A 22,265-nucleotide genomic window follows, 5' to 3' on the forward strand; every position below is an offset into this window, starting at 1 on the left:
CCAGAGCCTGCACGGTGCTTTCGAGGATGACAGCATGCACACCGCCCGCGCCCGTCGCTTGAACCGCCTGCCCGGCCACGATTGCCTGCGCGTGCGCGCGCTGCAGTGGGGCGCGGCGTTGCTGGCCACCCTGGCGATGACCGGCGCGCAGGCACAGGCGTACCGCAACCCGCTGGTGAACACCGCCACGGTGACGGCGCCGGCCGATGTGTCCGATCCCACCCCGGGCAACAACAGCAGCAGCGACAGCAACACACTGGCCGCCAGCGCGCAGCTGAGCATCATCAAGACCATCACCACGCCGGTGCCGGTCGCCGCGGGTGGCACCGTGCAGTACCGCATCGAAGTGCGCAACACCGGCCCGTCGCAGGCGGTGGGCGCCACGCTGACCGATTCGGTGCCCTCGCAGCTGAGCGCGGTCACTTGGACCTGCGCGGCCGTTTCCGCCGCCACGTCCTGTTCGGCGGCGTCGGGCACCGGCAGTCTGAATGTCGGCGTCAACGTGGGCGTGGGCGATGTGCTGGTGGTGCTGGTCAATGGCACCGCACCGACGGTCACCCCGGCCACCATTTCCGCCAACGTGGCCACCATCACGCCGCCTTCGGGCACCACCGATCCGAGCCCGGGTGACAACACCGCCACCACGTCCACCATCGCCGTGCAGGCGGCGGCCATCGTCGCCAACAACGATGACTACAGCGCCACGCCGTTCCCGCCGGGCGGCGGTGGCAGTACACCGCGCGTGTTCGGCAACGACACCCTGGGCGGTGCGGCGTTCGCCGATGCCGCCGTGGTGGCCACATTGACCAACGCCCCGTCCGGCTATGCCATCGCGGCCAACGGCACCATCAGCGTGCCGGCCACCGCCGCAGCCGGGCCGGTCAGCCTGACCTACCAGATCTGCGAAGCGGCTTCGCCCAGCAACTGCGCCAGCGCCACGGTCAGCCTGCTGGTCAGCCCCGATGCGCTGGATGACAGCGTGGCCGTGCAGGCCGGGCAGGCAGTGAACGGCAACGTTGCCAGCAATGACAATGTCTTTGCCGGTTCCACCTTCGTGCAGAGTGGCGCGGTGCCCAGCCAGGGCAGCGTGGTGCTGCAACCCACGGGCGCGTTCACCTACACCGCCAATGCGGGCGCCACCGGTACCGATACCTTCGGCTACCAGCTCTGCCTGCCGGCCCCGAACGCGGCCGTGTGTGACACCGCCACGGTGACGGTGAACCTGACCGCAAACACCATCGATGCGGTGAACGATGATTTCAGCGCCGCGCCGATCGCCGCGGCCAGCGGCGGCACCACGGCCAGCGTGCTGGGCAACGACACGTTCAATGGCGCGGCGGTGGTGCCGGCCAACCTGACCACCACGCTGATCACCGCACCGGCGGGGTACCTGATCAACGCGGCAGGCGTGGTCACGGTGCCGGCCAACGCCGTGGCCGGTCCGGTCACCCTGGGCTACCGCATTTGCCTGACGGCCGCGCCGACGTTGTGCGATACCGCCAGCGTGCAGCTGGTCATTGCCCCCGACGCGGTGGACGACAGCATCGCGACACCGGGCGCCGGACAGCCGGTGTCGGCCAATGTCGGCAGCAACGACAACACCCCGGCCGGCTCGACCTTTACCCTGGGCACCGCTGCCGGCAAGGGTGTGGTGACGCTGAGTGGCGATGGCAGCTACACCTACACGCCCAATGCCGGCGTCACCGGCAGCGACACGTTCGGCTACCAGGTCTGCCTGCCCGCACCGAATGCTGCGGTGTGCGATACCGCGGCGGTCACCGTCACCCTCGGCGCCAATGCGCTGGTGGCCAACGACGATCTGTTTGCCACCCCAGTGCCCGGACTTGCCGGTGGCACGACGCCCAGCGTGCTGGGCAATGACACCCTCAATGGTGTGGTGGTTACCGCAGGCACCGTCACTGCAACGCTGCAGGCACCGGTAGCGGGCTTCAGTCTGGATGCTTCCAGCGGCGTGATCACCGTCGCGCCGGGCACGACGCCGGGTGCGGCGACCTTGACCTATCAGTTGTGCGAAACCGCAGCGCCTGCCAACTGCGATACCGCCAGCGTGCAGGTGCTGGTCGCGCCCACCGCCGTAGCCGACAACGTGCCCGTGCAGTCAGGGCAGGCGGTGACCGGCTCGGTGGCCAGCAATGACAGTGCCGGTACCGGTGCGGAATTCAGCGTGTTGGTCGCCCCCACCCAGGGAACGCTGGTGCTGGCCGCGGATGGCGGTTTCACCTACACCTCGGCAGCCGGCAGCAGCGGCACCGACAGCGCCAGCTACCAGGTCTGCCTGCCCGCACCGAACAGTGCGGTGTGCTCGACTGCAACGGTCACGTTTGTCATTACCGCCAACACGGTCGATGCGGTGGACGATGCCTTCGGCACGCCGGCCATTTCGCCGGTGACCGGCGGCAGTACCCCCAGCGTGCTGGGCAACGATCTGTTCAATGGCGCTGCAGTGACGGCCGCGCAGGTGAGCGTGAGCCTGGTCAACACGCCGCCGCCGGGTTACACCGTCACCAGTGCCGGGGTGATCAACGTGCCGGCCGGCGCTGCTGCCGGTGCGCAGACGCTCACCTACGAGCTGTGCGAGGCGGGCACGAGCAACTGCGATACCGCCCAGGTTGCGCTGGTGGTGGCGCCTGCTGCGGTGGACGATGGTTTCAGCACCTCGGCCGGGCAGACCCTGGTGGGCGATGTCGGTCTGAACGACAACGCGCCGGCGGGCGCGACCTACAGCGTACTGACCCCGCCGGCTGCGGGTACGTTCACCCTGCAGGGCAATGGCAGCTTCAGTTATGTGCCCGGCGCCGCCGGCACGCAGACCGTACAGTACCAGGTCTGCCTGCCCGCACCGGACGCCGCCAGTTGTTCCACTGCCACGGTCACGATCAACGTGGTGGCCAACACCCTTGATGCCGTGGACGACAACTTCCGCAGCCCGGTGTTCGCACCGGGGGCCGGCGGCACCACGCCCACGGTGTTCGGCAACGACACCTTCAACGGCGGCCCGGTCAATCCGCTGCAGGTCACGGCCAATCTGGTGGCCCCGCCCACCGGTTTCAGCATCGATGGCAACGGCATCATCACCGTGGCCAGCTACGCGCCGGCCGGTGCCACCACGCTCACCTATTCGCTGTGCGAGCAGGGCGGCAGCACCTGCGATAGCGCCGCCGTGCAGGTGCTGGTTGCGCCCGATGCCGTCGATGACAGCGGCAGCGTGACCGGCACCCAGCCCGGTACCTTTGATCTGGCGGCCAACGACAACGTGCCTGCCGGTGCCAGCTATACCGTCACCTCGCCGCCCACGCTGGGCACCGCGGTGCTGGCGACCAGCGGCAGCCTGCAGTACACCGCCAACGCCGGCGCCAGCGGTACCGATACCCTGACCTACCAGGTGTGTCTGCCCGCGCCGGACGGTGCGGTCTGCGATACCGCCCAGGTCACGCTCACCCTGGCCGCTGCCGCGCTGGTAGCGGTGAATGACGACTTCAGTGCCAGCCCGGTCCCGCCGGGCGGTGGCAGTACCGCCAGCGTGCTGCTCAACGACACCTTCAATGGGGCGGCCATCGTGCCGGGCACCACTCCGGTCACCGCCAGCCTGACCACCCTGGTGTCCGGTTACAGCATGGCCGCCAATGGCGTCATCAGCGTCGCGGCCGGTACCTTGCCGGGCTCGGTCGCGCTGGGCTACCAGGTCTGCGAGACCGCCGCGCCGACCAATTGCGCCACCGCCACCGCGGTGGTGGTGATGAGCCCGGATGCGGTGAACGATGCGCTGCCGGCCGCGGCCGGTGCGACCACGGTATTGAACGTACTGGCCAACGACGTGGCACCGGCCACGCCGGTGGTGACCGTCAGCGTGGCGCCGGTGAATGGCAGCGCCGTGGTCAACGCCGACGGCAGCATCAGCTACACCCCCACGGGCGGTTTCACCGGGCCGGACAGCTTCACCTACCAGCTGTGCCTGCCGGCACCCCACGGCAGCGTCTGTGATACCGCCACGGTGGCGGTGACGGTCAGCACGACCTCGCTGGTCGCGGTGAATGACAGCTTCCTGGCCACGCCCATCGATCCTGCTGCCGGTGGCAGCACCGCCAGCGTGCTGCTCAACGACACCTTCAGCGGCAGTGCGATCGTGCCGGGCACCACGCCGGTCACCGCCTCGCTGGTGACGCCGGTGACCGGCTACAGCCTGTCGGCCGACGGTGTGGTGAGCGTGGCCGCGGGCACGCGCCCAGCCGCGACCACGCTCAGCTACCAGGTCTGCGAGAACGCGGTGCCGACCAACTGCGCTGCCGCTACCGCGCTGGTCGCGGTCAGCCCCGATGCGGTGGCCGACAGCCTGCCGGCCACCGCAGGCACCACCACCGTGTTGAACGTGCTGGCCAATGACGCCGCGCCGTTGAACCCGGTGGTTACCGTCAGTGCCGGCCCGAGCCAGGGCACGGCCGTGGCCAATGGCGATGGCACGATCAGCTACACGCCGACCGCCGGCTTCACCGGAACCGACAGCTTCACCTACCAGCTGTGCCTGCCCGCCCCGGGCGGCAGCGTGTGCGATACCGCCACGGTGACCGTCAACGTCAGCGCCACCTCGCTGGTGGCCAGCAACGATGACTTCAGCGCCAGCCCGATTGCACCGGCCACCGGAGGCAGCACCAGCAGCGTGTTGTTGAATGACACCTTCAGTGGCGCGCCCATCGTGCCGGGCACCACCCCGGTCACGGCGAGCCTGATTGCCGCGCCGGCCGGTTACACGATGTCGGCCAGCGGTGTGATCACCGTGGCCGCGGGAACCACACCGGCCGCGGCCACCCTGAACTACCAGGTCTGCGAGAACGCGGTGCCGGGCAACTGTGCCGCGGCCACCGCACTGGTGGCGGTCAGCCCGGACGCGGTGGCCGATGCACTGCCGGCGGCCGCTGGCGCCACCACCGTACTGAACGTGCTGGCCAACGATGCAGCGCCGCTCAACCCGGTGGTGACGGTGTCGGTGGCCGCGGGCAACGGCACGACCCTCGTCAATGGCGACGGCACCATCAGCTACACGCCCACCGTCGGCTTTACCGGCACCGATACCTTCAGCTACCAGGTCTGCCTGCCGGCGCCCGCTGCAGCGGTCTGTGATACCGCTGCGGTGACCGTCACCGTGGCAGCCACGACACTGGCGGCGGCCAACGATGATTTCAGCAGCAGCCCGATCGCGCCCGCAGCGGGCGGCAGCACCGCCAGTGTGTTGTTGAACGACACGTTCAATGGCGTGGCCATCGTGCCCGGGACCACGGCGGTAACCGCGTCGCTGCTGACCACGGTGCCGGGCTACAGCATGGCAGCCGACGGCGTGATCACCGTGGCCGCAGGATCACCGCCGGCGGCAACGACGCTGAACTACCAGGTCTGCGAAAACGCGGTGCCGGGCAACTGCGCGTCGGCCTCGGCCGTGGTCGCGGTCAGCCCGGTGGCGGTGGCCGACACCCTGCCGGCCACCGCCGGCACCACCACCGTGCTGAACGTGCTGGCCAATGACACCGCACCGCAGGACCCGGTGGTGACCGTGTCGGTGGCGCCGACCAACGGCACCACTACGGTGAATGCCGACGGCAGCATCAGCTACACGCCGACGGCAGGCTACACCGGTGCCGACAGCTTCACCTACCAGTTGTGCCTGCCCGCGCCGGCGGCAACGGTCTGCGCCACTGCAACCGTATCGCTTACGGTCAGCAACACGTGGCTGGTGGCGACCAACGATGACTTCACCGCAGCGCCGATCGCGCCGGACACCGGCGGCAGCACGACCAGCGTGCTGCTCAACGATACGTTCAATGGCGCGCCCATCGTGCCGGGCACGACTGCCGTGACGGCTTCGCTGCTTGCGCCGCCCAGCGGCTACAGCATGTCGGCCAGCGGGGTGATCAGCGTTGCGGTGGGCACCACGCCGGCGGCGACCACGCTGAACTACCAGGTCTGCGAGAACGCGGCGCCGACCAACTGTGCGGCCGCCACCGCCGTGGTGGCGGTCAGCCCGGAGGCGGTGGCCGATGCGCTGCCCGCCGCCGCCGGCAGCACCACCGTGCTGAACGTGCTGGCCAACGATCGCGCCCCGGCCAACCCGACGGTGACGGTGTCGGTTGCGCCGAGCAACGGCAGCACCACGGTGAACGCCGACGGCAGCATCAGCTACACCCCGACCGCAGGCTACACCGGTACCGACAGCTTCACCTACCAGGTGTGCCTGCCGGCCCCTGGCGCCACGGTCTGCGATTCGGCGACGGTGACGGTGACCGTCAGTGCGACCACGCTCGCCGCGCTCAACGATGACTTCACCACGGCGCCGATCGCCCCCGTGGCAGGTGGCAGCACGACCAGCGTGCTGTTGAACGACACGTTCAACGGCGCAGCCATCGTGCCCGGCACTACGCCGGTCAGCGCCTCGCTGGTGACGCCGGTGAACGGCTACAGCATGAACCCGGCGGGGGTGATCACGGTGGCACCCGGCACCACGCCTGCCGCAGTGACGTTGAACTACCAGGTCTGCGAAGACGCCGTACCGACCAACTGCGCCGGCGCCTCGGCCATCGTGGCGGTCAGCCCGGAGGCCATGGCGGACACCCTGACCGCAACGGCGGGGACCACCACGTTGCTCAACGTGCTGGCCAACGACACCGCGCCGCTGAACCCGGTGGTGACCGTGTCGGCCGCACCGGCCAATGGCACCGCCACGGTCAATGCCGATGGCAGCATCAACTACACCCCGACGCCCGGCTTCACCGGCGCAGACAGCTTCACCTACCAGCTGTGCCTGCCGGCGCCCGGCAGTGCGGTCTGCGACACCGCCACGGTCAGCCTGACCGTGAGCGCCAACGGCATCACCGCGCTCGCCGATGACTTCACGGGCACCCCGATTGCGCCCGCCGCCGGTGGCAGTACCGCCAGCGTGCTGTTGAACGACACGTTCAATGGGGTGGCGATCGTACCGGGCACCACCCCGGTCAGCGCCTCGTTGGTGACCCCGGTCACCGGCTACGTCATGAACGCCTCCGGCGTCATTACTGTCGCGGCGGGCACTACGCCGGCGGCGGTCACCCTGAACTACCAGGTCTGCGAGACCGCTGTGCCCACCAACTGCGCGCAGTCCACGGCCGTGGTGGCGGTCAGCCCGGACGCGGTGGCCGACACCCTGCTGGCTGCCGCCGGTACCAGCACCATCCTGAACGTGCTGGCCAATGACACCGCGCCGTTGAACCCGGTGGTGACGGTGACGGCGGCGCCTGCCAACGGTCTTGCCACCGTGCTGGCAGACGGCACCATCCGCTACTCGCCTTCGGAAGGCTTCACCGGGGCCGACAGCTTCACCTACCGGCTGTGCCTGCCGGCACCGGCCGCCGGTGTCTGCGATTCGGCCACGGTCAGCCTCACCGTCGCCGCCACCACCCTGGTGGCCACGGCCGATGACTTCACCGCCGCGCCGATCGCGCCCGCCACCGGCGGCACCACCGCCAGCGTGCTGCTCAACGACACCTTCAACGGTTTGCCGATCACCCCCGGAACCACGCCGGTCACCGCCACGCTGGTCACCCCGCCGACGGGCTACACCATGGCCGCCAACGGGCAGATCACCGTGGCACCGGGCACCCCGCCCGCGGCGACAACGCTGACCTACCAGGTCTGCGAGAACGCAGTGCCGACCAACTGCGCGCAGGCCACCGCAGTGGTCGCGGTCAGCCCCGCTGCGGCCAACGACACGCTCACGGCGACCGCTGGCACCACCACGGTGCTCAATGTCACCGCCAACGACACGCTGCCTTCCAACCCGACGCTGACCGTGCTGGTGGCGCCGGGCAGTGGGGCTGCCGTCGTCAACGCCGACAACACGATCAGCTACACGCCTGCGGCAGGCTTCACCGGCAGCGACACCTTCACCTACCAGGTCTGCCTGCCCGCACCGGCAGCAGGGGTGTGCTCGACCGCCACCGTCACCGTCAATGTGGGCACGACCAGTGTGAGCGCGCTGAACGATGACTTCAGTGCTACGCCCATCGTGCCGGCCACCGGCGGCACCACCGCCAGCGTGCTGCTGAATGACAGCTTCAACGGGGCCCCCATCGTACCGGGCACCACGCCGGTGACCGCCGCGCTGATCACGCCGCCCACCGGCTACAGCATGAGCCCGAGCGGCGTCATCACCGTCGCTGCGGGTCTGGTTCCGGTCGCCACCACACTGAACTACCAGGTCTGCGACAACGCGGTGGCGACCAACTGCGCGCAGGCCACTGCACTGGTGGCGGTGCGCCCGAACGCGGCCGATGACACGCTGTCGGCCGGTACCGGCACCACCGCGCTGAACGTTGCGGCCAACGACACGCTGCCGGTGAACCCGGTGTTCACGGTGATCGTCGCGCCCTTGAACGGGACCGCCGTGGTGAACGGTGACAACACCATCAGCTATACCCCGAACCCGGGCTTCACCGGCACCGACACCTTCACCTACCAGGTCTGCCTGCCTGCACCGAACCTCAATGTCTGCGATACCGCGTCGGTGAGCGTGACCGTGAGCGCCACGACCCTGCAGGCGGTGAGCGACAACTTCAGTGGTACGCCAACCTTGCCGGGTGCCGGCGGTTCCACGCCGTCGGTGCTGGGCAATGACCTGATCAATGGTGTGCCGGTGCAGCCGGCGCAGGTCACCGTGTCCCTGATCGCACCGCCTGCAGGCATCAGCATCGACGCCAACGGCATCATCAGCATTGCCGGCAGTGCGGCGGCCGGCGCGCTCAGCCTGACCTACCAGATCTGCGAGGCCAGCAACACGGGCAACTGTGCGCAGGCGACGGCACTGGTGCTGGTGCGTCCGGATGCGGTGAACGATGTGGGCACCACGCCGGCCGGACAGGCGCTGAGCGGCAGCGTGGCCGGCAATGACAACGCCAGTGGCGGTTCGGTGTTCTCGCTGGTGACCGCACCGGTGCAGGGCACCGTGGTGCTCAGTGCCAATGGCAGCTACACCTACACACCCAACGCAGGCTTCAGCGGCAGCGATTCCTTCATCTACCAGTTGTGCCTGCCTGCACCGTATGCCGGCGTGTGTGATACCGCCACGCTGTCGATCACGGTCACCGCCGTGGGCGGCACCCTGGTCGCGGTCGATGATGCGATTGCCGATGTGCCGGCCACCGGCGCGACGGCGGTGTTGAACGTGCTGGTGAACGACACGTTCAACGGCGCCGCGCTGGACCCGACCACGGTGCTGCTGACCCCCACCAACACCACGGCCATCACCATCCAGGCCAATGGCAGCGTGGACGTGGCCGCCGGTGTGGCCGGTGCCACCTACACCACCACCTACCAGATCTGCCTGGTCAGCCAGCCTGCTGTCTGCGATATCGGCACGGTGACGGTGACCCTGGCCAGCCCGCCAGCTGGCAGCACCGTGCAACCGGCCGACGACACCGCCAGCACGCCGCAGGACAGCCCGGTGGTCGTGCCGGTGCTGGCCAACGATCTGGTCTCCGGCAGCCCGGTGGTGCCGTCGTCGGTGGCCGTGACCATCAGTACCGCGCCCACCTCGGGCACCGCCGAGGTGCTGGCCGATGGCACCGTGCGCTACACGCCGGCGGCGACGTTCAGCGGCAGCGACACCTTCGCCTACACCGTCTGCACGCAAGCGGCGCCAGTGCAGTGCGGCACCGCCAGCGTGACGGTCCAGGTACAGGCCAACGCCGTTGAAGTGGTGGATGAGACCGTGACCACGCCCGATGGCGAGCCGGTCACGATCTCGCTGCTGGACAACATCAGCACCAGCGGCGCGCCGATCAACCCGCGCTCGCTGCGCGTGCTGGCCGAGCCGCGCTACGGCCGCCTGGGCTGCACCGATGGCGTCTGCATCTACACCGCCTTCGTCGGCTACAGCGGCCAGGACGCCTTCACCTACAACATCTGCGACGTCTCCATTCCTACCCCCGTCTGCGCCGACGGCCGGGTCAACATCACCGTGACCGCCAGTGGTGCCGTGCTGCGCCTGACCAAGCAGGCAGCGCAGCGCACGGTGAAGGTGGGCGAACTGGTGCGCTACGTGGTGACCGTAGAGAACCTGGGTGAAGTGGACGCACTGGGCGTGAACGTGATCGATACGCTGCCGGCCGGCTTCACCTTCGTGCAGGAAGGCTTCGAGGCCCGCGATCTGGACAACGCCGCGTTCGTGAGCGCGCGCTCGCCGCTGCGGGTGGAACGGGTGGATATCGCCGCCGGTGGCCGCGCCACGCTGGTGTACTACCTGCGCGTGGGGGCGGGCGTGGGCCAGGGCATCCACACCAACCGGGTGACCGCGGTGGATGCGGTCAATGCCAGCATCGGCAACGTGGCGTCGGCCGACGTGGAAGTGGTTGGCGACCCGCTGCTGGACGAGAGCCTGATCCTGGGCAGCGTGTTCGAGGATCGCAACGGCAACGGCATCCAGGATGCCGGCGAGCGCGGCATCCCCGGCGTGCGGGTGGCATCGGTGGAAGGCCTGGTAATGGAGACCGATGCCTTCGGTCGCTACCACCTGGTGGGCATCAACGGCGGCCAGGCCCGCGGTCGCAACTTCATCCTGAAGGTGGACCCGACCACGCTGCCGGCCGATGCGCGCTTCACCACGCGCAACCCGCTGTTGCGGCGGATCACCCCGGGGCTGCCGGTGCGCTTCGACTTCGGTGTGCAGCTGCCCGATGCCCGGTTCGACAGCGGTCGCCCGGCGCTGCGGCTGGAGTTCGCGCCGGCCCTGTTCGTGCCGGGCCGCGCCGATCTGGCCGAGGGCAACGAGGCGGTGCTGGTACAGGCGGCCAACGCGCTGCAGGCACGCGAGGGCGGGGTGCTGCAGGTGCGGGCCGAGCCAGGGCAGGAGGCGTTGGCGGAACAACGCGGGCAGGTGCTGCAGCGGGCCGTGCTGGCGCGGTTGCCGGACGGGTGGGCTGACCGGGTGCAGGTGCAGGTACTGCCTGCGCCGGCCACCGTTGACCGCGCGGACCGCTGAGGAGAGGGCCATGATCAAGACGACCGCACTCATCACCCTGGCCACCGCACTGCTGCTGCCTTCTGCGTGGGCGCAGACCGGCACCGCAGCACCGGCACCGGAACTGCCGCAGACCCTGTGTGGCGCCGAAGGCTGCCGGCGCGGCAACGATCTGCTGCTGCAGGTGCACGGCGATCCGACGCCGCAGATGGTGCCGACGCCTGCCGACGCGCGCGCTGCCGCACCGGGTGGGCAGTTCGTGACCGAACTGCCTGACGGCGCAGTGGTGTGGGCCACCGAAGATCCGTCGCTGTCGGCGCCGGTGCTGAACGTGCAGACCGGCTCCATGGCGCCGTTCGAGAACGGGCGGCTGACCAAGCCGCTGCGCTTCCATGGCTACAACAACTACGCCTCGTTCATCGAACGCATCGAGATCACCCTGTACCGCGGTTCCGATACCGACCTGGTCACGCCGCTGGCGCGCATTCCGATGCCGGTGGACTACGTGGGCAATACCGAATGGGATGGCCAGCTGCCGGCCGGGCTGAACCTGCGCGAAGGCGATGAACTGCAGTACATCGCCCGCGCCTACGGCCACGACGGCGCATTCGATGAAACCAGCGCGCAGCGCTTCCAGCTGGTGCTGCCCACCGATTATGAGCGCGGCACCCAGCAGGTGCGCGACAACGTGCAGAAGACCCTGGGCAAGGTGCTGAACGGTGAGGATGCGCGCGACCAGCAGCTGACCAATGCCATCTACGGGCAGAACGCGCTGCGCCAGCAGAACATCGCCATCTACGGTTCGCGCGTGCGCATCTATGGCCGTGGGCTGGCGCCCAACGCACGGGTGCTGATCAACGGGCAGAGCTTCCCGGTCGACCTGGAGCAGAAGTTCGCCGCCGAATTCCTGGAGCCGATCGGCCAGCACCGTTACCAGGTGGAAGTGGAAGCGCAGGACGCGCCGCCCCTGCAGCGCACGCTGGACGTGGAGGTGACCGGCAGCTACCGCTTCCTGGTGGCGCTGGCCGATGTGACCCTGTCGAAGAATACCGCCAGTGGCAACCTGGACCCGCTGGTGGCCGACCAGGACCGCGACGACAGCTTCCTCAGCGAAGGTCGCCTGGCGTTCTACCTGAAGAGCAAGCTGCGCGGCAAGTACCTGGTGACCGCGCAGGCCGACACCTACGACCGCGAGTTGAAGCGTCTGTTCAGTGGCTTCCTGGACGCCGATGCACGCGATGTGTTCCGCCGCCTGGACCCGGACCAGTACTACCCGGTGTACGGCGATGATTCGACCACCTACCGCGATGTGGACACCCAGGGCAAGCTGTACGTGCGCGTGGACTGGGACCAGAACCAGGCGCTGTGGGGCAACTTCGCCACCGGGTTCACCGGTACCGAGTACGGCCAGTACGTGCGCTCGCTGTATGGCGCGGCACTGAGCTGGCGATCGCGGGCGACGACCCCGCTGGGCGATCCGCGTTCGTATCTGAAAGCCTTCGGGTCGGAGGCGCAGTCGGCGCTGGGCCACAGCGAGTTCCTGGGCACCGGCGGCAGCCTGTACTACCTGCGCCATACCGATCTGCTGCCGGGCTCGGAACAGGTGGTGCTGGAAGTGCGCGACCGCACCACCGGCCGTACCGAAGTGCGCAGCACCCTGCAGCGCGGCGTGGATTACGAGGTGAACGAGATCCAGGGCCGCATCCTGCTGACCCGCGCGCTTTCGCAGATCACCCGCGAGAACGTGCGTACGCTCACCCGCGACACGCCGCTGGACGGCTACGACCAGGTGCTGCTGGTCGATTACGAGTACGTGCCGGTGGGCTTCAGCACCGACGATGTCAGCGCCGGCCTGCGCGGCAAGCAATGGTTCGGCGACCACGTCGCGGTGGGCGGCACCTACGTGGACGAAAACCGCAGCGGCGACGACTACAGCCTGATGGGCGCCGACCTGACCCTGCAGGCCGGGCGCGGTACCTACCTGAAACTGGAACAGACCCGCAGCGAAGCCACCGCCGCGCCGATCTTCTATTCCGACAACGGCGGCCTGAGCTTCATCCAGCGCAACCCGGTGAATGCCGCGCGCAAGGGCGATGCACGTGCGGTGGAAGCACGCGCCAACCTGCGCGAGCTGGGCTGGACCACGCAGGACTGGAGCTTCGGCGCCTGGTGGCGCGACGTGGATGCCGGCTTCTCGGTATCGCGCATGGATACCGGGGTGGCGCTGGAGGAGTACGGTGCCGAATTCCTCGGCTACTTCACCGACAACCTGAGCCTGTATGGCCGCCAGAGCCGCGCCGAACGGGGTGATGTGGCGCTGGAACAGTCGCAGCTGACGTTGGACTGGCGGCTGGGCAACAACGGCCAGCTGGGTGCGGAGCTGCGCCGGGTGCGCGAGGAAAACGCAGGCGTGGATGTGGACGGCACGCTGGCTGCGTTGAGCTACCGGCAGCGCTTCGGCGCCAAATGGGAGCTGTACGGTACCGGCCAGCTGACCGTGGATGATGACGGCGGCGCTTACGAGGACAACAACCTGCTGACCCTGGGCACGCGCTATCTGTTCGGCGATCGTTCCAGCGTGGGCGCCGAAGTGAGCAGCGGCAGCCGCGGCGACGGCGCCAAGCTGGAAGCCGAGTACTGGATGACGCCCGAGCACAGCTTCTACGGCAACTACAGCTACAGCACCGACCGCACCACCACCGACCCGCTGTACGACACCGGCCTGCAGTCGGGCTGGACGCTGGGCCAGCGCTGGCGCCTGAGCAACCAGGTGAATGTGTTCAACGAAAGCCAGTACCTGAAGGACCGGCGCGAGGACACGGCGGGCCTGGTCAACACCTTCGGCATGGACTTCTACCCAGCGCAGGGCTGGAACCTGGGCTTCAGCGTGATGGATGGCAAGCTGGACGCCACCACCGGCCGCGTGGACCGCCGCGCCTACAGCGTCAGTGGTGGGCGCACCGACGCGAACACGCAGTGGACCAGCAAGCTGGAGTACCGCCGCGACCAGGGCGCCGAGCAGCGCGAGCAGTGGGTGACCACCAACCGCCTGCTGTACAAGATCAACGAGGACTGGCGCATCGCGCTGCGCGCCAACTACGCCGATACCCAGGACAAGATCAACGCCCTGGCCGATGCCAAGCTGGTGGAATCCAACCTGGGCTTCGCCTGGCGCCCGCACGACAACACGCGCTGGGTCGCGTTCGGCAAGTACACCTATCTGTACGACGTGGCGTCGCTGGGCCAGGAAGGCGGCAACGTGTACGACCAGAAGTCGCAGATCATCTCGCTGGAAGGCGTGCGGCAGATCGGCGAACGCTGGGAAGTGGCGGCCAAGCTGGCCGCGCGCTGGGGTGACTACCGCACCGGCCGCGGCGAAGGCCCCTGGCTGGACAGCCGGGTGAACTTCTCTGCGCTGCAGTTGCGCTACCGGCTGTGGTCGCAGTGGGAAGGCTTGGCCGAATACCGTTGGCTGGATGTGCGCGAGGGCGGCGACAAGAAGGGCTGGCTGCTGGGCGTGGACCGCCAGGTCGGGCAGAACTTCAAGATCGGTGCCGGCTACAACTTCACCGAGTTCAGCGACGACCTGACCGAGCTGCGGTACGAGAGCAAGGGCTTCTTCCTGAACCTGTCCGGCTATTACTGAGTTGCGGACGGGGCTTGGCCTGCCGGGCATGGCCCGGCACGACCGGGTTGCGCCGCCTGCGGCTGAATGACCGGCAACATCCCCGGGCTGAATGGGGCGCCGTGGTGGGATTTTGCGGCCCAAAACCACAATTCATCCACTGATGAGGGCGTAAGTCATTGTTTTTAATTGATTTTATGTGTTGCGGCGTGCGCTCGCCATTGTCATCAATTCGCGATAGGGTAGGGATGTTGAACGGCCCATTGTTTCGCCTGCGGAACACTGGAACTTCCTACCGCTTTAGCAGTCCAAAACCCGGACTGCTAAGATGAGCCCTATGAGCCAGAACACCTCTACTGCCCTTGTGGCAAACAATCTCCCGATTCCCAGTGCGCTCGGTTCGCTGGACGCCTACATCGGTGCCGTGCACCAGATTCCGGTGCTGTCGGTCGATGACGAACAGGACCTGGCCCGTCGTTTCCGCGACGGTGACGATCTGGACGCTGCGCGCGAGCTGGTGCATTCGCACCTGCGCTTCGTGGTGCACGTGGCCCGCGGTTACAACGGCTACGGCCTTGCGCTGGGCGACCTGATCCAGGAAGGCAACATCGGCCTGATGAAGGCGGTCAAGCGCTTCGACCCGGACATGGGCGTGCGCCTGGTGTCCTTCGCCGTGCATTGGATCCGTGCCGAGATGCACGAGTTCATCCTGAAGAACTGGCGCATCGTGAAGGTCGCCACCACCAAGGCGCAGCGCAAGCTGTTCTTCAACCTGCGCAAGTCGAAGACGCGCCTGGGCTGGATGAACGCGGCCGAAGTCAGCGCGGTGGCCAAGGACCTGAACGTGTCCGAGCGCGAAGTGATGGAAATGGAATCGCGCCTGTCCGGTCGCGATATCGGTTTCGATGCGCCCAGCGATGAGGACAACGAACACGCCCCGCCGTCGCCGGCCGCGTTCCTGGTCGCCAACGACGAAGATCCGTCGATGGCCTATGAACGTGCCGACAGCGAAGACAACCAGCTGCAGTTGCTGCGCGAAGGCCTGGCCGAACTGGACGCCCGTTCGCGCGACATCATCCGCCGCCGCTGGCTGGATGCCGACAGCAAGGTGACGCTGCAGGAGCTGGCCGATGAGTACGGTGTTTCCGCCGAGCGCATCCGCCAGGTTGAAGCGAACGCGCTGAAGAAGATGAAGGCGCTGTTCAACGCGTAACGCGGTGCAGCGTTGCAAAGACGAAAGGCCCGGCAATGCCGGGCCTTTTCGTTGGCGGGGCTTATCCACGCATGGCGTGGATCTACTGATCCTGCCTCATGGCATCGGCTTTCCCGTCGTCTCCATCAGCGCCCAGACCGGGATCGAGGCGTGTTGCCGGAAATCGATCGTGTTGAAGGTCGCCAGACCCGCCAGCACCTGCAGGTCCCGGCGGAGCGCCGAGCGCTGAATGGCCAGGGTAGGGGTGGCAAAGCGCGCGTAGCCGCCGCGGTTCCAGTCGTACACATGGATGCCGCGCGAAGCCATGGCCACACCGTCATCGTCCCGGGGAACCTTCATGTGCATGATGGCCCTGCCAACCACCGGCAGCTCCATCAACATCATTTCGATATCGAAGATGTCCACCGCGGCCTGGCGCAGAAGTGCGGCAGGGATGTCTCCCTCGCCTGCGGTGATGAATGCCGCCACGGCGCCGGTCTGGTCCACGCCCAGCCAGACGCAATCAAAGCCATCCGGATATTCCTGATGTTGGCTCATTCTGCCTGCTCCCGTCCCTGAAGCCGAGGCCCGGCCATGCCGGGTCGTTTCTGTTCCCGCCTGCCGCCAGACCGACGATCAGCCACAGGCAATTCCCACGTAAGCATGTGCTTGAGGCTGATATTCACGCCGTACCACTCGGTGGCACGGTATGCTCATGCTACGTGTTTTCCGAACCCGAAGCTTCAACCGCAGCACACGAAGGTCTGCGTTGACCAACTCGGCATTGTGTCGCGCGGTAAGCGAAATACGTCAAGGGCTGGTTGATGCCGATCTGGGGGGCGGTCTTATCAAGAAGCGTGTCGCGCTGCCGGGCCGCGGAAAGCGCGGTAGCGCCCGCACCATCGTGGCGACCCAGTTGGGGCGCTACTGGTTCTTCCTCTTCTGCTATGAAAAGAACGAGCGCGCGAACCTCAGCAGGGCGGAACGGGATGCACTTGAGCTATATGCGTCTGAGTTCTTGAAGATGAGCCCTGCACAGTTGGACAGGGCAGTGATGTGCGGCGATCTGCAGGAGATATGCCATGACCAAGCGTGTTGAACGTAGACGTGCAAAGAGCCCAATCCTTGATGCGGTGCATGAAGGTGCTGCTGGCCTTTATGCCAGCGGCTTCATCGACAAGCGACGCATGGGGATGTACGAGGCCCTGTGTCTGGAGCCCGTACCCGAATACAGCAGTGCGCAGATCCGTGCACTACGCACGTCGCTGCAACTCAGCCAGCCCGTATTCGCCGGTGTGCTCAATACCAGCGTTTCGACAGTCCGCAGCTGGGAGCAGGGCGAAAAGAAGCCGAGCGGGCCCTCGCTGAAGCTTCTGAACCTGATCGACCGCAAGGGTCTGGACGCAGTCCTCTAAAGCAAAGGCCCGGCGTTGCCGGGCCTTTGCGTCGGTGGGGCTCATCCACGCATGGCGTGGATCTACTGTAGAGCCACGCGTGGCTGCACCCCGCACATCACCCCTCGCGTGCGATCGCGCGCCAGCCGATGTCGGTGCGGTGGAACTCGTTGGCCCAGCGCACCTTGGCTACGCCGGCGTAGGCATTGGCCTGCGCCTCGCGCACGCTGTCGCCCAGTGCGGCCACGCAGAGCACGCGGCCACCAGCACTGAGCACCTTGCCCTGCGCGTCCAGCGTGGTGCCGGCATGGAACACCTTGGCGCTGGCCGGCACATCGGCCAGGCCGGAAATCACATCGCCGGTGATCGGCGATTCCGGGTACGGCTTGGCGGCCAGCACCACGCCCAGCGACGGGCGCGGGTCCCACTGCGCCTCCACCTGGTCCAGGCGACCGTCAATGGCCGCTTCCACCAGGTCCACCAGGTCCGACTGCAGGCGCAGCATCACCGGCTGGGTTTCCGGATCGCCGAAGCGCACGTTGAACTCGATCACCTTCGGTGCGCCGCTGGCATCGATCATCAGCCCGGCATACAGGAAACCGGTGAACGGAATGCCGTCGGCAATCATGCCCTGCACGGTCGGGTTCACCACCTCGCGCATCACCCGCGCATGCACCTCGGCGGTCACCACCGGTGCCGGCGAATAGGCGCCCATGCCGCCGGTGTTCGGGCCGGTATCGCCGTCGCCCACGCGCTTGTGGTCCTGCGAGGTGGCCATCGGCAGCGCATGCACGCCATCGACCATGGAAATGAAGCTGGCTTCCTCGCCGTCCAGGAATTCCTCGATCACCACGCGCGCACCGGCGTCGCCGAAGGCATTGCCGGACAGCATGTCGCGCACGGCGTCTTCGGCCTCGGCCAGGGTCATCGCCACGATCACGCCCTTGCCGGCGGCCAGACCGTCGGCCTTGACCACGATCGGGGCACCCTTGTCGCGGATGTAGGCCAGCGCCGCGTCCACGTCGGTGTGCACGGCGTAGAACGCGGTGGGAATGTTGTGGCGGGCCAGGAAGTCCTTGGCGTAGGCCTTGCTGCCTTCCAGCTGCGCGGCGGCGGCGGTCGGCCCGAAGATGCGCAGGCCGGCGGCGCGGAAGCGGTCGACCACGCCGGCCACCAGCGGCACTTCCGGGCCCACCACGGTCAGCGCCACGCCTTCGGCCTGGGCCAGCGCCAGCAGACCGTCGATGTCGGTCACCTTCACCGCCACGTTGCGGCACTTGTCCTCGGTGGCGGTGCCGGCATTGCCGGGCGCCACGAGCACTTCACTGACCCGGGGGGATTGGGCCAGCTTCCATGCCAGGGCGTGTTCGCGGCCGCCAGAGCCGATGACGAGGATTTTCATTGAGGGGAGATCCTGGGGGCAGAAGTGAAAGGGATCGGGGGAATCAATCAGCTGGTTTTCTTGATGGACGCCAGGCGTCTTGCCTCAGCCGTCAGGTCCGCAAGATCAAGCTCGGCGTCGCGCTCGGACGCGATCATTGCGGAAGCGCGTCGTGCAGCGTCAAATTCGGCGTAGCGCTCCGTGATGATCGCTTCCATCTGTTGGTTGGACACGCGGCCGGGGCCATCGAGAATGGCGCGCTCGTTGAAGTCAAGGAAGCGATCGGTCTGATTGAGCCAGTCCAGCATGCGGGTTTCAAGCCGTCGTTCGGCGCGATCTTCAGCGAAATCCAGGAACATGGAAACCAGACGATTAAGCTGTTCCAGCTCTTGTCGATGCAGGTAGTTCTTGGAAACGACGACATCCGACTTGCGAGGCTTGTCGCCTGTCCAGTTGGTCAGGCCCATATGAGGGGCGTTGGCGTCGGCACGTTCCACGATCAATTGGGCGGCAGTGCGGCCGGTGACAGCGTAGACCAGCTTGTTCTGGATGGTGGCAAAGAACGTTTTGGCGGTGGCTGCGCTGCCGTCGTAGTCGCTGCTGCTGGCTTTGAACAGATCGCGCAGGGTCTGGTAGAAACGCTTTTCCGAACTGCGGATATCGCGGATGCGACTCAGCAGTTCCTTGAAGTAATCCGCGCGCTCGGCATCCTTGAGCCGGACATCGTTGAGCAGGAAGCCCTTGGTCAGGTACTCGGCGAGTGACGAACCGGCCCAACGCCGGAACTGGCGGCCGCGCGGGGATCGTACGCGGAAGCCGACTGCCAGAATCAACTCGAGGCGATAGGTCTTGACGGTGCGCCGGACCTCGCGAGCGCCCTCCTGGCGAACCTGTAAGTAATCCTTACAGGTTGCGTCCTCCTCAATCTCACCATCGTCATAGATGGCGCGCACATGCTGGGTGATGTTCTGTGGCGTCGTGTCGAACAGCTCGGCCATCTCGCCCTGGGTCATCCACACCGTCCCTTCCGCAGCGCGCAGATGCACCTCCGTCCGGCCATCGTCGGTACGGTAGAGGATCAGTTCGCCGAGGGGGCTGTTCATGGGCGGGCGCGGTGCCTCACTCGCAGCCCTCGCGCAGCAGCGCCTCGGGGAAGGAATAGGTCCACGTCTTCGGGTCCAGGGTGAAGCGGTGCTGCTGGCGCACGGCGGCACCGCCGCAGGTGCTGCCGGTTTCCTCCACCTGCAGCGGCCAGACGCGCGCGGTGCGGTCGCTGTCGTCGAAGCGCTGGGTGAAGTCGATGTTGAACACCTTGCTGCGGCAGTCCTCGGCCGATTCGGTGTCGTCGCAGTCGTAGGCCGCGCCATTGTCGATATGGCTGCGCATGCTGCCGGTATCGACCAGGCCCTTCGGGCCGGGCAGGATCAGCGACTGCGAGATCAGCGAATAGCCCTGGCCGAACCAGCCGTCTTCCACGCGGAAGCCGTAGAAATCACTGCCGGCGCGCACGACCTGCACGGTGCCCGGCTGGCCGCTGCTGCCATAGGTGCCACCGGTCAGTTCGGCGGCGACGTCGAAGCCGTCGGCCTTCGGGCGCAGCACGTAGAAGTCGATGGTGCCCGGCTCCGGGTGGCCGGCTTCGACCAGCGCGCCGCAGACGGCCAGCAGCTGCTGCCAGCTGTCGCCCGTCACCACCGGCTGTTCGGCGCAGACCTGCCAGCTGACCGGGCGGGTCTGGCCGTCCTGGGTCCAGCTGCCGCGCCAGTCACCCGACAGGGCGGCGCCCTTGCCGTAACGCTGGGCCAGGAAGGCCTGCAGGCGGGCGGTACGGCTGAGCTGGGACGCCGGTTCGGCGGCCGCAGCCGCAGCGTCCGGCGCCGCAGGGGCCGCAGCCGGTGCGGGGTCGGCGGCCGGCGTACAGCCGGCCAGCAGGGCCGTGCCGGCCAGGGCGAGCACAGCTAGGGTGTTGAAAGAGACTGCAGACATCCGTGTCGCTCCTTGTATCAGTGACGGAAGTGGCGAACGCCGGTGAACACCATGGCCAGGCCATGTTCGTCGGCGGCGGCGATGACTTCAGCATCGCGCATCGAACCGCCCGGCTGGATCACCGCCTTGATGCCGGCGGCGGCGGCGGCATCGATGCCGTCGCGGAACGGGAAGAACGCGTCGGACGCCATCACCGAACCTTCGACCACCAGGTTGGCGTCGGCGGCCTTGATGCCGGCGATGCGTGCGGAATAGACGCGGCTCATCTGCCCGGCGCCCACGCCGATGGTGCGGTTGTCCTTGGCGTACACGATCGCGTTGGACTTCACGAACTTGGCCACCTTCCAGGCGAACAGCAGATCGGTGAACTGCTTGTCGGTCGGCGCCAGCTTGCTGACCACCTTCAGTTCGTCGCGGGTCATGCCGCGGTTGTCCGACGACTGCAGCAGCAGGCCCGAGCCCACGCGCTTGCTGTCGAAGTTGTTCAGGCCATCGCCGTGCGGGATGCGCAGCACGCGCACGTTGGCCTTCTTCTGCGCGTATTCCAGCGCGGCCGGCTCGTAGTCCGGGGCGATCAGCACTTCCACGAACTGGCGGTCCAGGATCACCTTGGCGGTGGCAGCGTCCAGCGGCTTGTTGAAGGCAATGATGCCGCCGAAGGCGCTGGTCGGGTCGGTGGCGTAGGCCAGTTCATAGGCATCGCCGTTGCCGGCACCGACGGCCACGCCGCACGGGTTGGCGTGCTTGACGATCACGCAGGCCGGCGCGTCGAACTGGCGCACGCATTCCCATGCGGCATCGGCGTCGGCCAGGTTGTTGTAGCTCAGCTCCTTGCCCTGCAGCTGCTGGAAGGTGGCCAGGGTGCCCGGCACCGGGTACAGGTCGCGGTAGAACGCGCCGCTCTGGTGCGGGTTTTCGCCGTAGCGCAGGTCCATCACCTTCACGAAGGTGGAATTCATCTGCGCGGGGTATTCGGCACGCACCGGCACGGCGGCGTCGGTGGCGGTGACCGCCGACAGGTAGTTGCTGATGGCCGCATCGTACTGGGCCACGCGGTTGAACGCGGCCACCGAGAACGCGAAGCGGGTGGCCGCGCTCAGCTGGCCGTCGTTGGTTTCAAGCGAGGCCAGCAGTTCGGCGTACTGCGACGGGTCGGTGGCCACTGCCACGCGGGCGAAGTTCTTGGCCGCCGAGCGCAGCATGGCCGGGCCGCCGATGTCGATGTTTTCCACCGCGTCGGCCAGGGTGCAGTCGGCCTTGGCGGTGACCGCTTCGAACGGGTACAGGTTCAGCACCAGCAGGTCGATGGCGCCGATGCCATGCTCGGCCATCACCGCATCGTCCAGGCCCGAACGGCCCAGCAGGCCGCCATGCACCATCGGGTGCAGGGTCTTGACCCGGCCGTCCATCATTTCCGGGAAGCCGGTGACATCGGCCACGTCCTTCACGGCCAGGCCCGCATCGCGGATGGCCTTGGCCGTACCCCCGGTGGACAGCAGCTCGACGCCGCGTGCCGCCAGCGCAGTGGCCAGCTCGACCAGGCCGGTCTTGTCGGAAACGGAAAGGAGGGCCCGGCGGACGGGCAACAGATCAGCAGTCATGGGGACAGGGCAATCGGCAGCGGAGCGGGGCCGATATTGTAGTTGCTGGGGGGCCTTGGCGGGCGCTGCCGGGGCCGTTTGCCGGCGCGT

10 protein-coding genes are annotated in these 22,265 nt (G+C 67.5%); 5 read left to right on the top strand and 5 right to left on the bottom strand.

Annotated elements, in window-relative coordinates; all coding sequences use genetic code 11:
- Nucleotides 1-34: 34 nt before the first annotated feature.
- The 3 genes from AC06FA_RS00365 (at nucleotide 35) to rpoH (ending at nucleotide 15,834) form a co-directional block, all read left to right on the top strand.
- Nucleotides 35-11,017, top strand: a complete 10,983-nt coding sequence (locus AC06FA_RS00365) for an Ig-like domain-containing protein (protein WP_478066626.1) — start codon at nucleotides 35-37, stop codon at nucleotides 11,015-11,017.
- Between the two features lie 10 nt (nucleotides 11,018-11,027).
- A complete protein-coding gene (locus tag AC06FA_RS00370) occupies nucleotides 11,028-14,642 on the top strand; it encodes a hypothetical protein (RefSeq protein ID WP_478066627.1) in 3,615 nt (1,204 codons plus the stop codon).
- Nucleotides 14,643-14,958: 316 nt separating this feature from the next.
- Complete coding sequence (rpoH, locus tag AC06FA_RS00375; protein ID WP_108751041.1) at nucleotides 14,959-15,834, top strand: RNA polymerase sigma factor RpoH; 876 nt, start codon at nucleotides 14,959-14,961, stop codon at nucleotides 15,832-15,834.
- 96 nt (nucleotides 15,835-15,930) lie between these two features.
- Here the strand turns inward: rpoH and AC06FA_RS00380 are convergent, their stop codons facing one another.
- The gene (locus tag AC06FA_RS00380) at nucleotides 15,931-16,371 is read right to left on the bottom strand and encodes a hypothetical protein (RefSeq protein WP_478066628.1); all 441 of its coding nucleotides are present in this window, start codon (nucleotides 16,369-16,371) and stop codon (nucleotides 15,931-15,933) included.
- Between the two features lie 157 nt (nucleotides 16,372-16,528).
- Between AC06FA_RS00380 and AC06FA_RS00385 the strand changes: the two genes are divergently transcribed.
- Together AC06FA_RS00385 and AC06FA_RS00390 are read left to right on the top strand one after the other, a co-directional pair.
- The gene (locus AC06FA_RS00385) at nucleotides 16,529-16,912 is read left to right on the top strand and encodes a type II toxin-antitoxin system RelE/ParE family toxin (RefSeq protein ID WP_478066847.1); all 384 of its coding nucleotides are present in this window, start codon (nucleotides 16,529-16,531) and stop codon (nucleotides 16,910-16,912) included.
- Nucleotides 16,896-17,228: a helix-turn-helix domain-containing protein gene (locus tag AC06FA_RS00390; RefSeq protein ID WP_478066629.1), complete on the top strand. Its 333-nt coding sequence runs from the start codon at nucleotides 16,896-16,898 to the stop codon at nucleotides 17,226-17,228. The genes AC06FA_RS00385 and AC06FA_RS00390 overlap by 17 nt, the downstream gene beginning before the upstream one ends.
- A gap of 97 nt (nucleotides 17,229-17,325) precedes the next feature.
- Here AC06FA_RS00390 and purD read toward each other — a convergent pair whose 3' ends face one another.
- The 4 genes from purD to purH are packed head-to-tail and all read right to left on the bottom strand — an operon-like array spanning nucleotide 17,326 to nucleotide 22,175.
- Complete coding sequence (purD, locus tag AC06FA_RS00395; RefSeq protein WP_478066630.1) at nucleotides 17,326-18,609, bottom strand: phosphoribosylamine--glycine ligase; 1,284 nt, start codon at nucleotides 18,607-18,609, stop codon at nucleotides 17,326-17,328.
- A 47-nt stretch (nucleotides 18,610-18,656) separates the two neighbouring features.
- Nucleotides 18,657-19,691 (bottom strand): RhuM family protein, encoded by a 1,035-nt coding sequence (gene rhuM / locus AC06FA_RS00400; RefSeq protein ID WP_478066631.1) that lies wholly within the window; start codon nucleotides 19,689-19,691, stop codon nucleotides 18,657-18,659.
- A 16-nt stretch (nucleotides 19,692-19,707) separates the two neighbouring features.
- On the bottom strand, nucleotides 19,708-20,574 hold the full coding sequence (locus AC06FA_RS00405; protein WP_478066632.1) for a hypothetical protein: 867 nt from the start codon (nucleotides 20,572-20,574) through the stop codon (nucleotides 19,708-19,710).
- Between the two features lie 17 nt (nucleotides 20,575-20,591).
- On the bottom strand, nucleotides 20,592-22,175 hold the full coding sequence (purH, locus tag AC06FA_RS00410; protein WP_478066633.1) for a bifunctional phosphoribosylaminoimidazolecarboxamide formyltransferase/IMP cyclohydrolase: 1,584 nt from the start codon (nucleotides 22,173-22,175) through the stop codon (nucleotides 20,592-20,594).
- Between the last annotated feature and the right edge of the window lie 90 nt (nucleotides 22,176-22,265).

The sequence above is a fragment of the Stenotrophomonas sp. Steno-C17 genome (genome assembly GCF_056393165.1).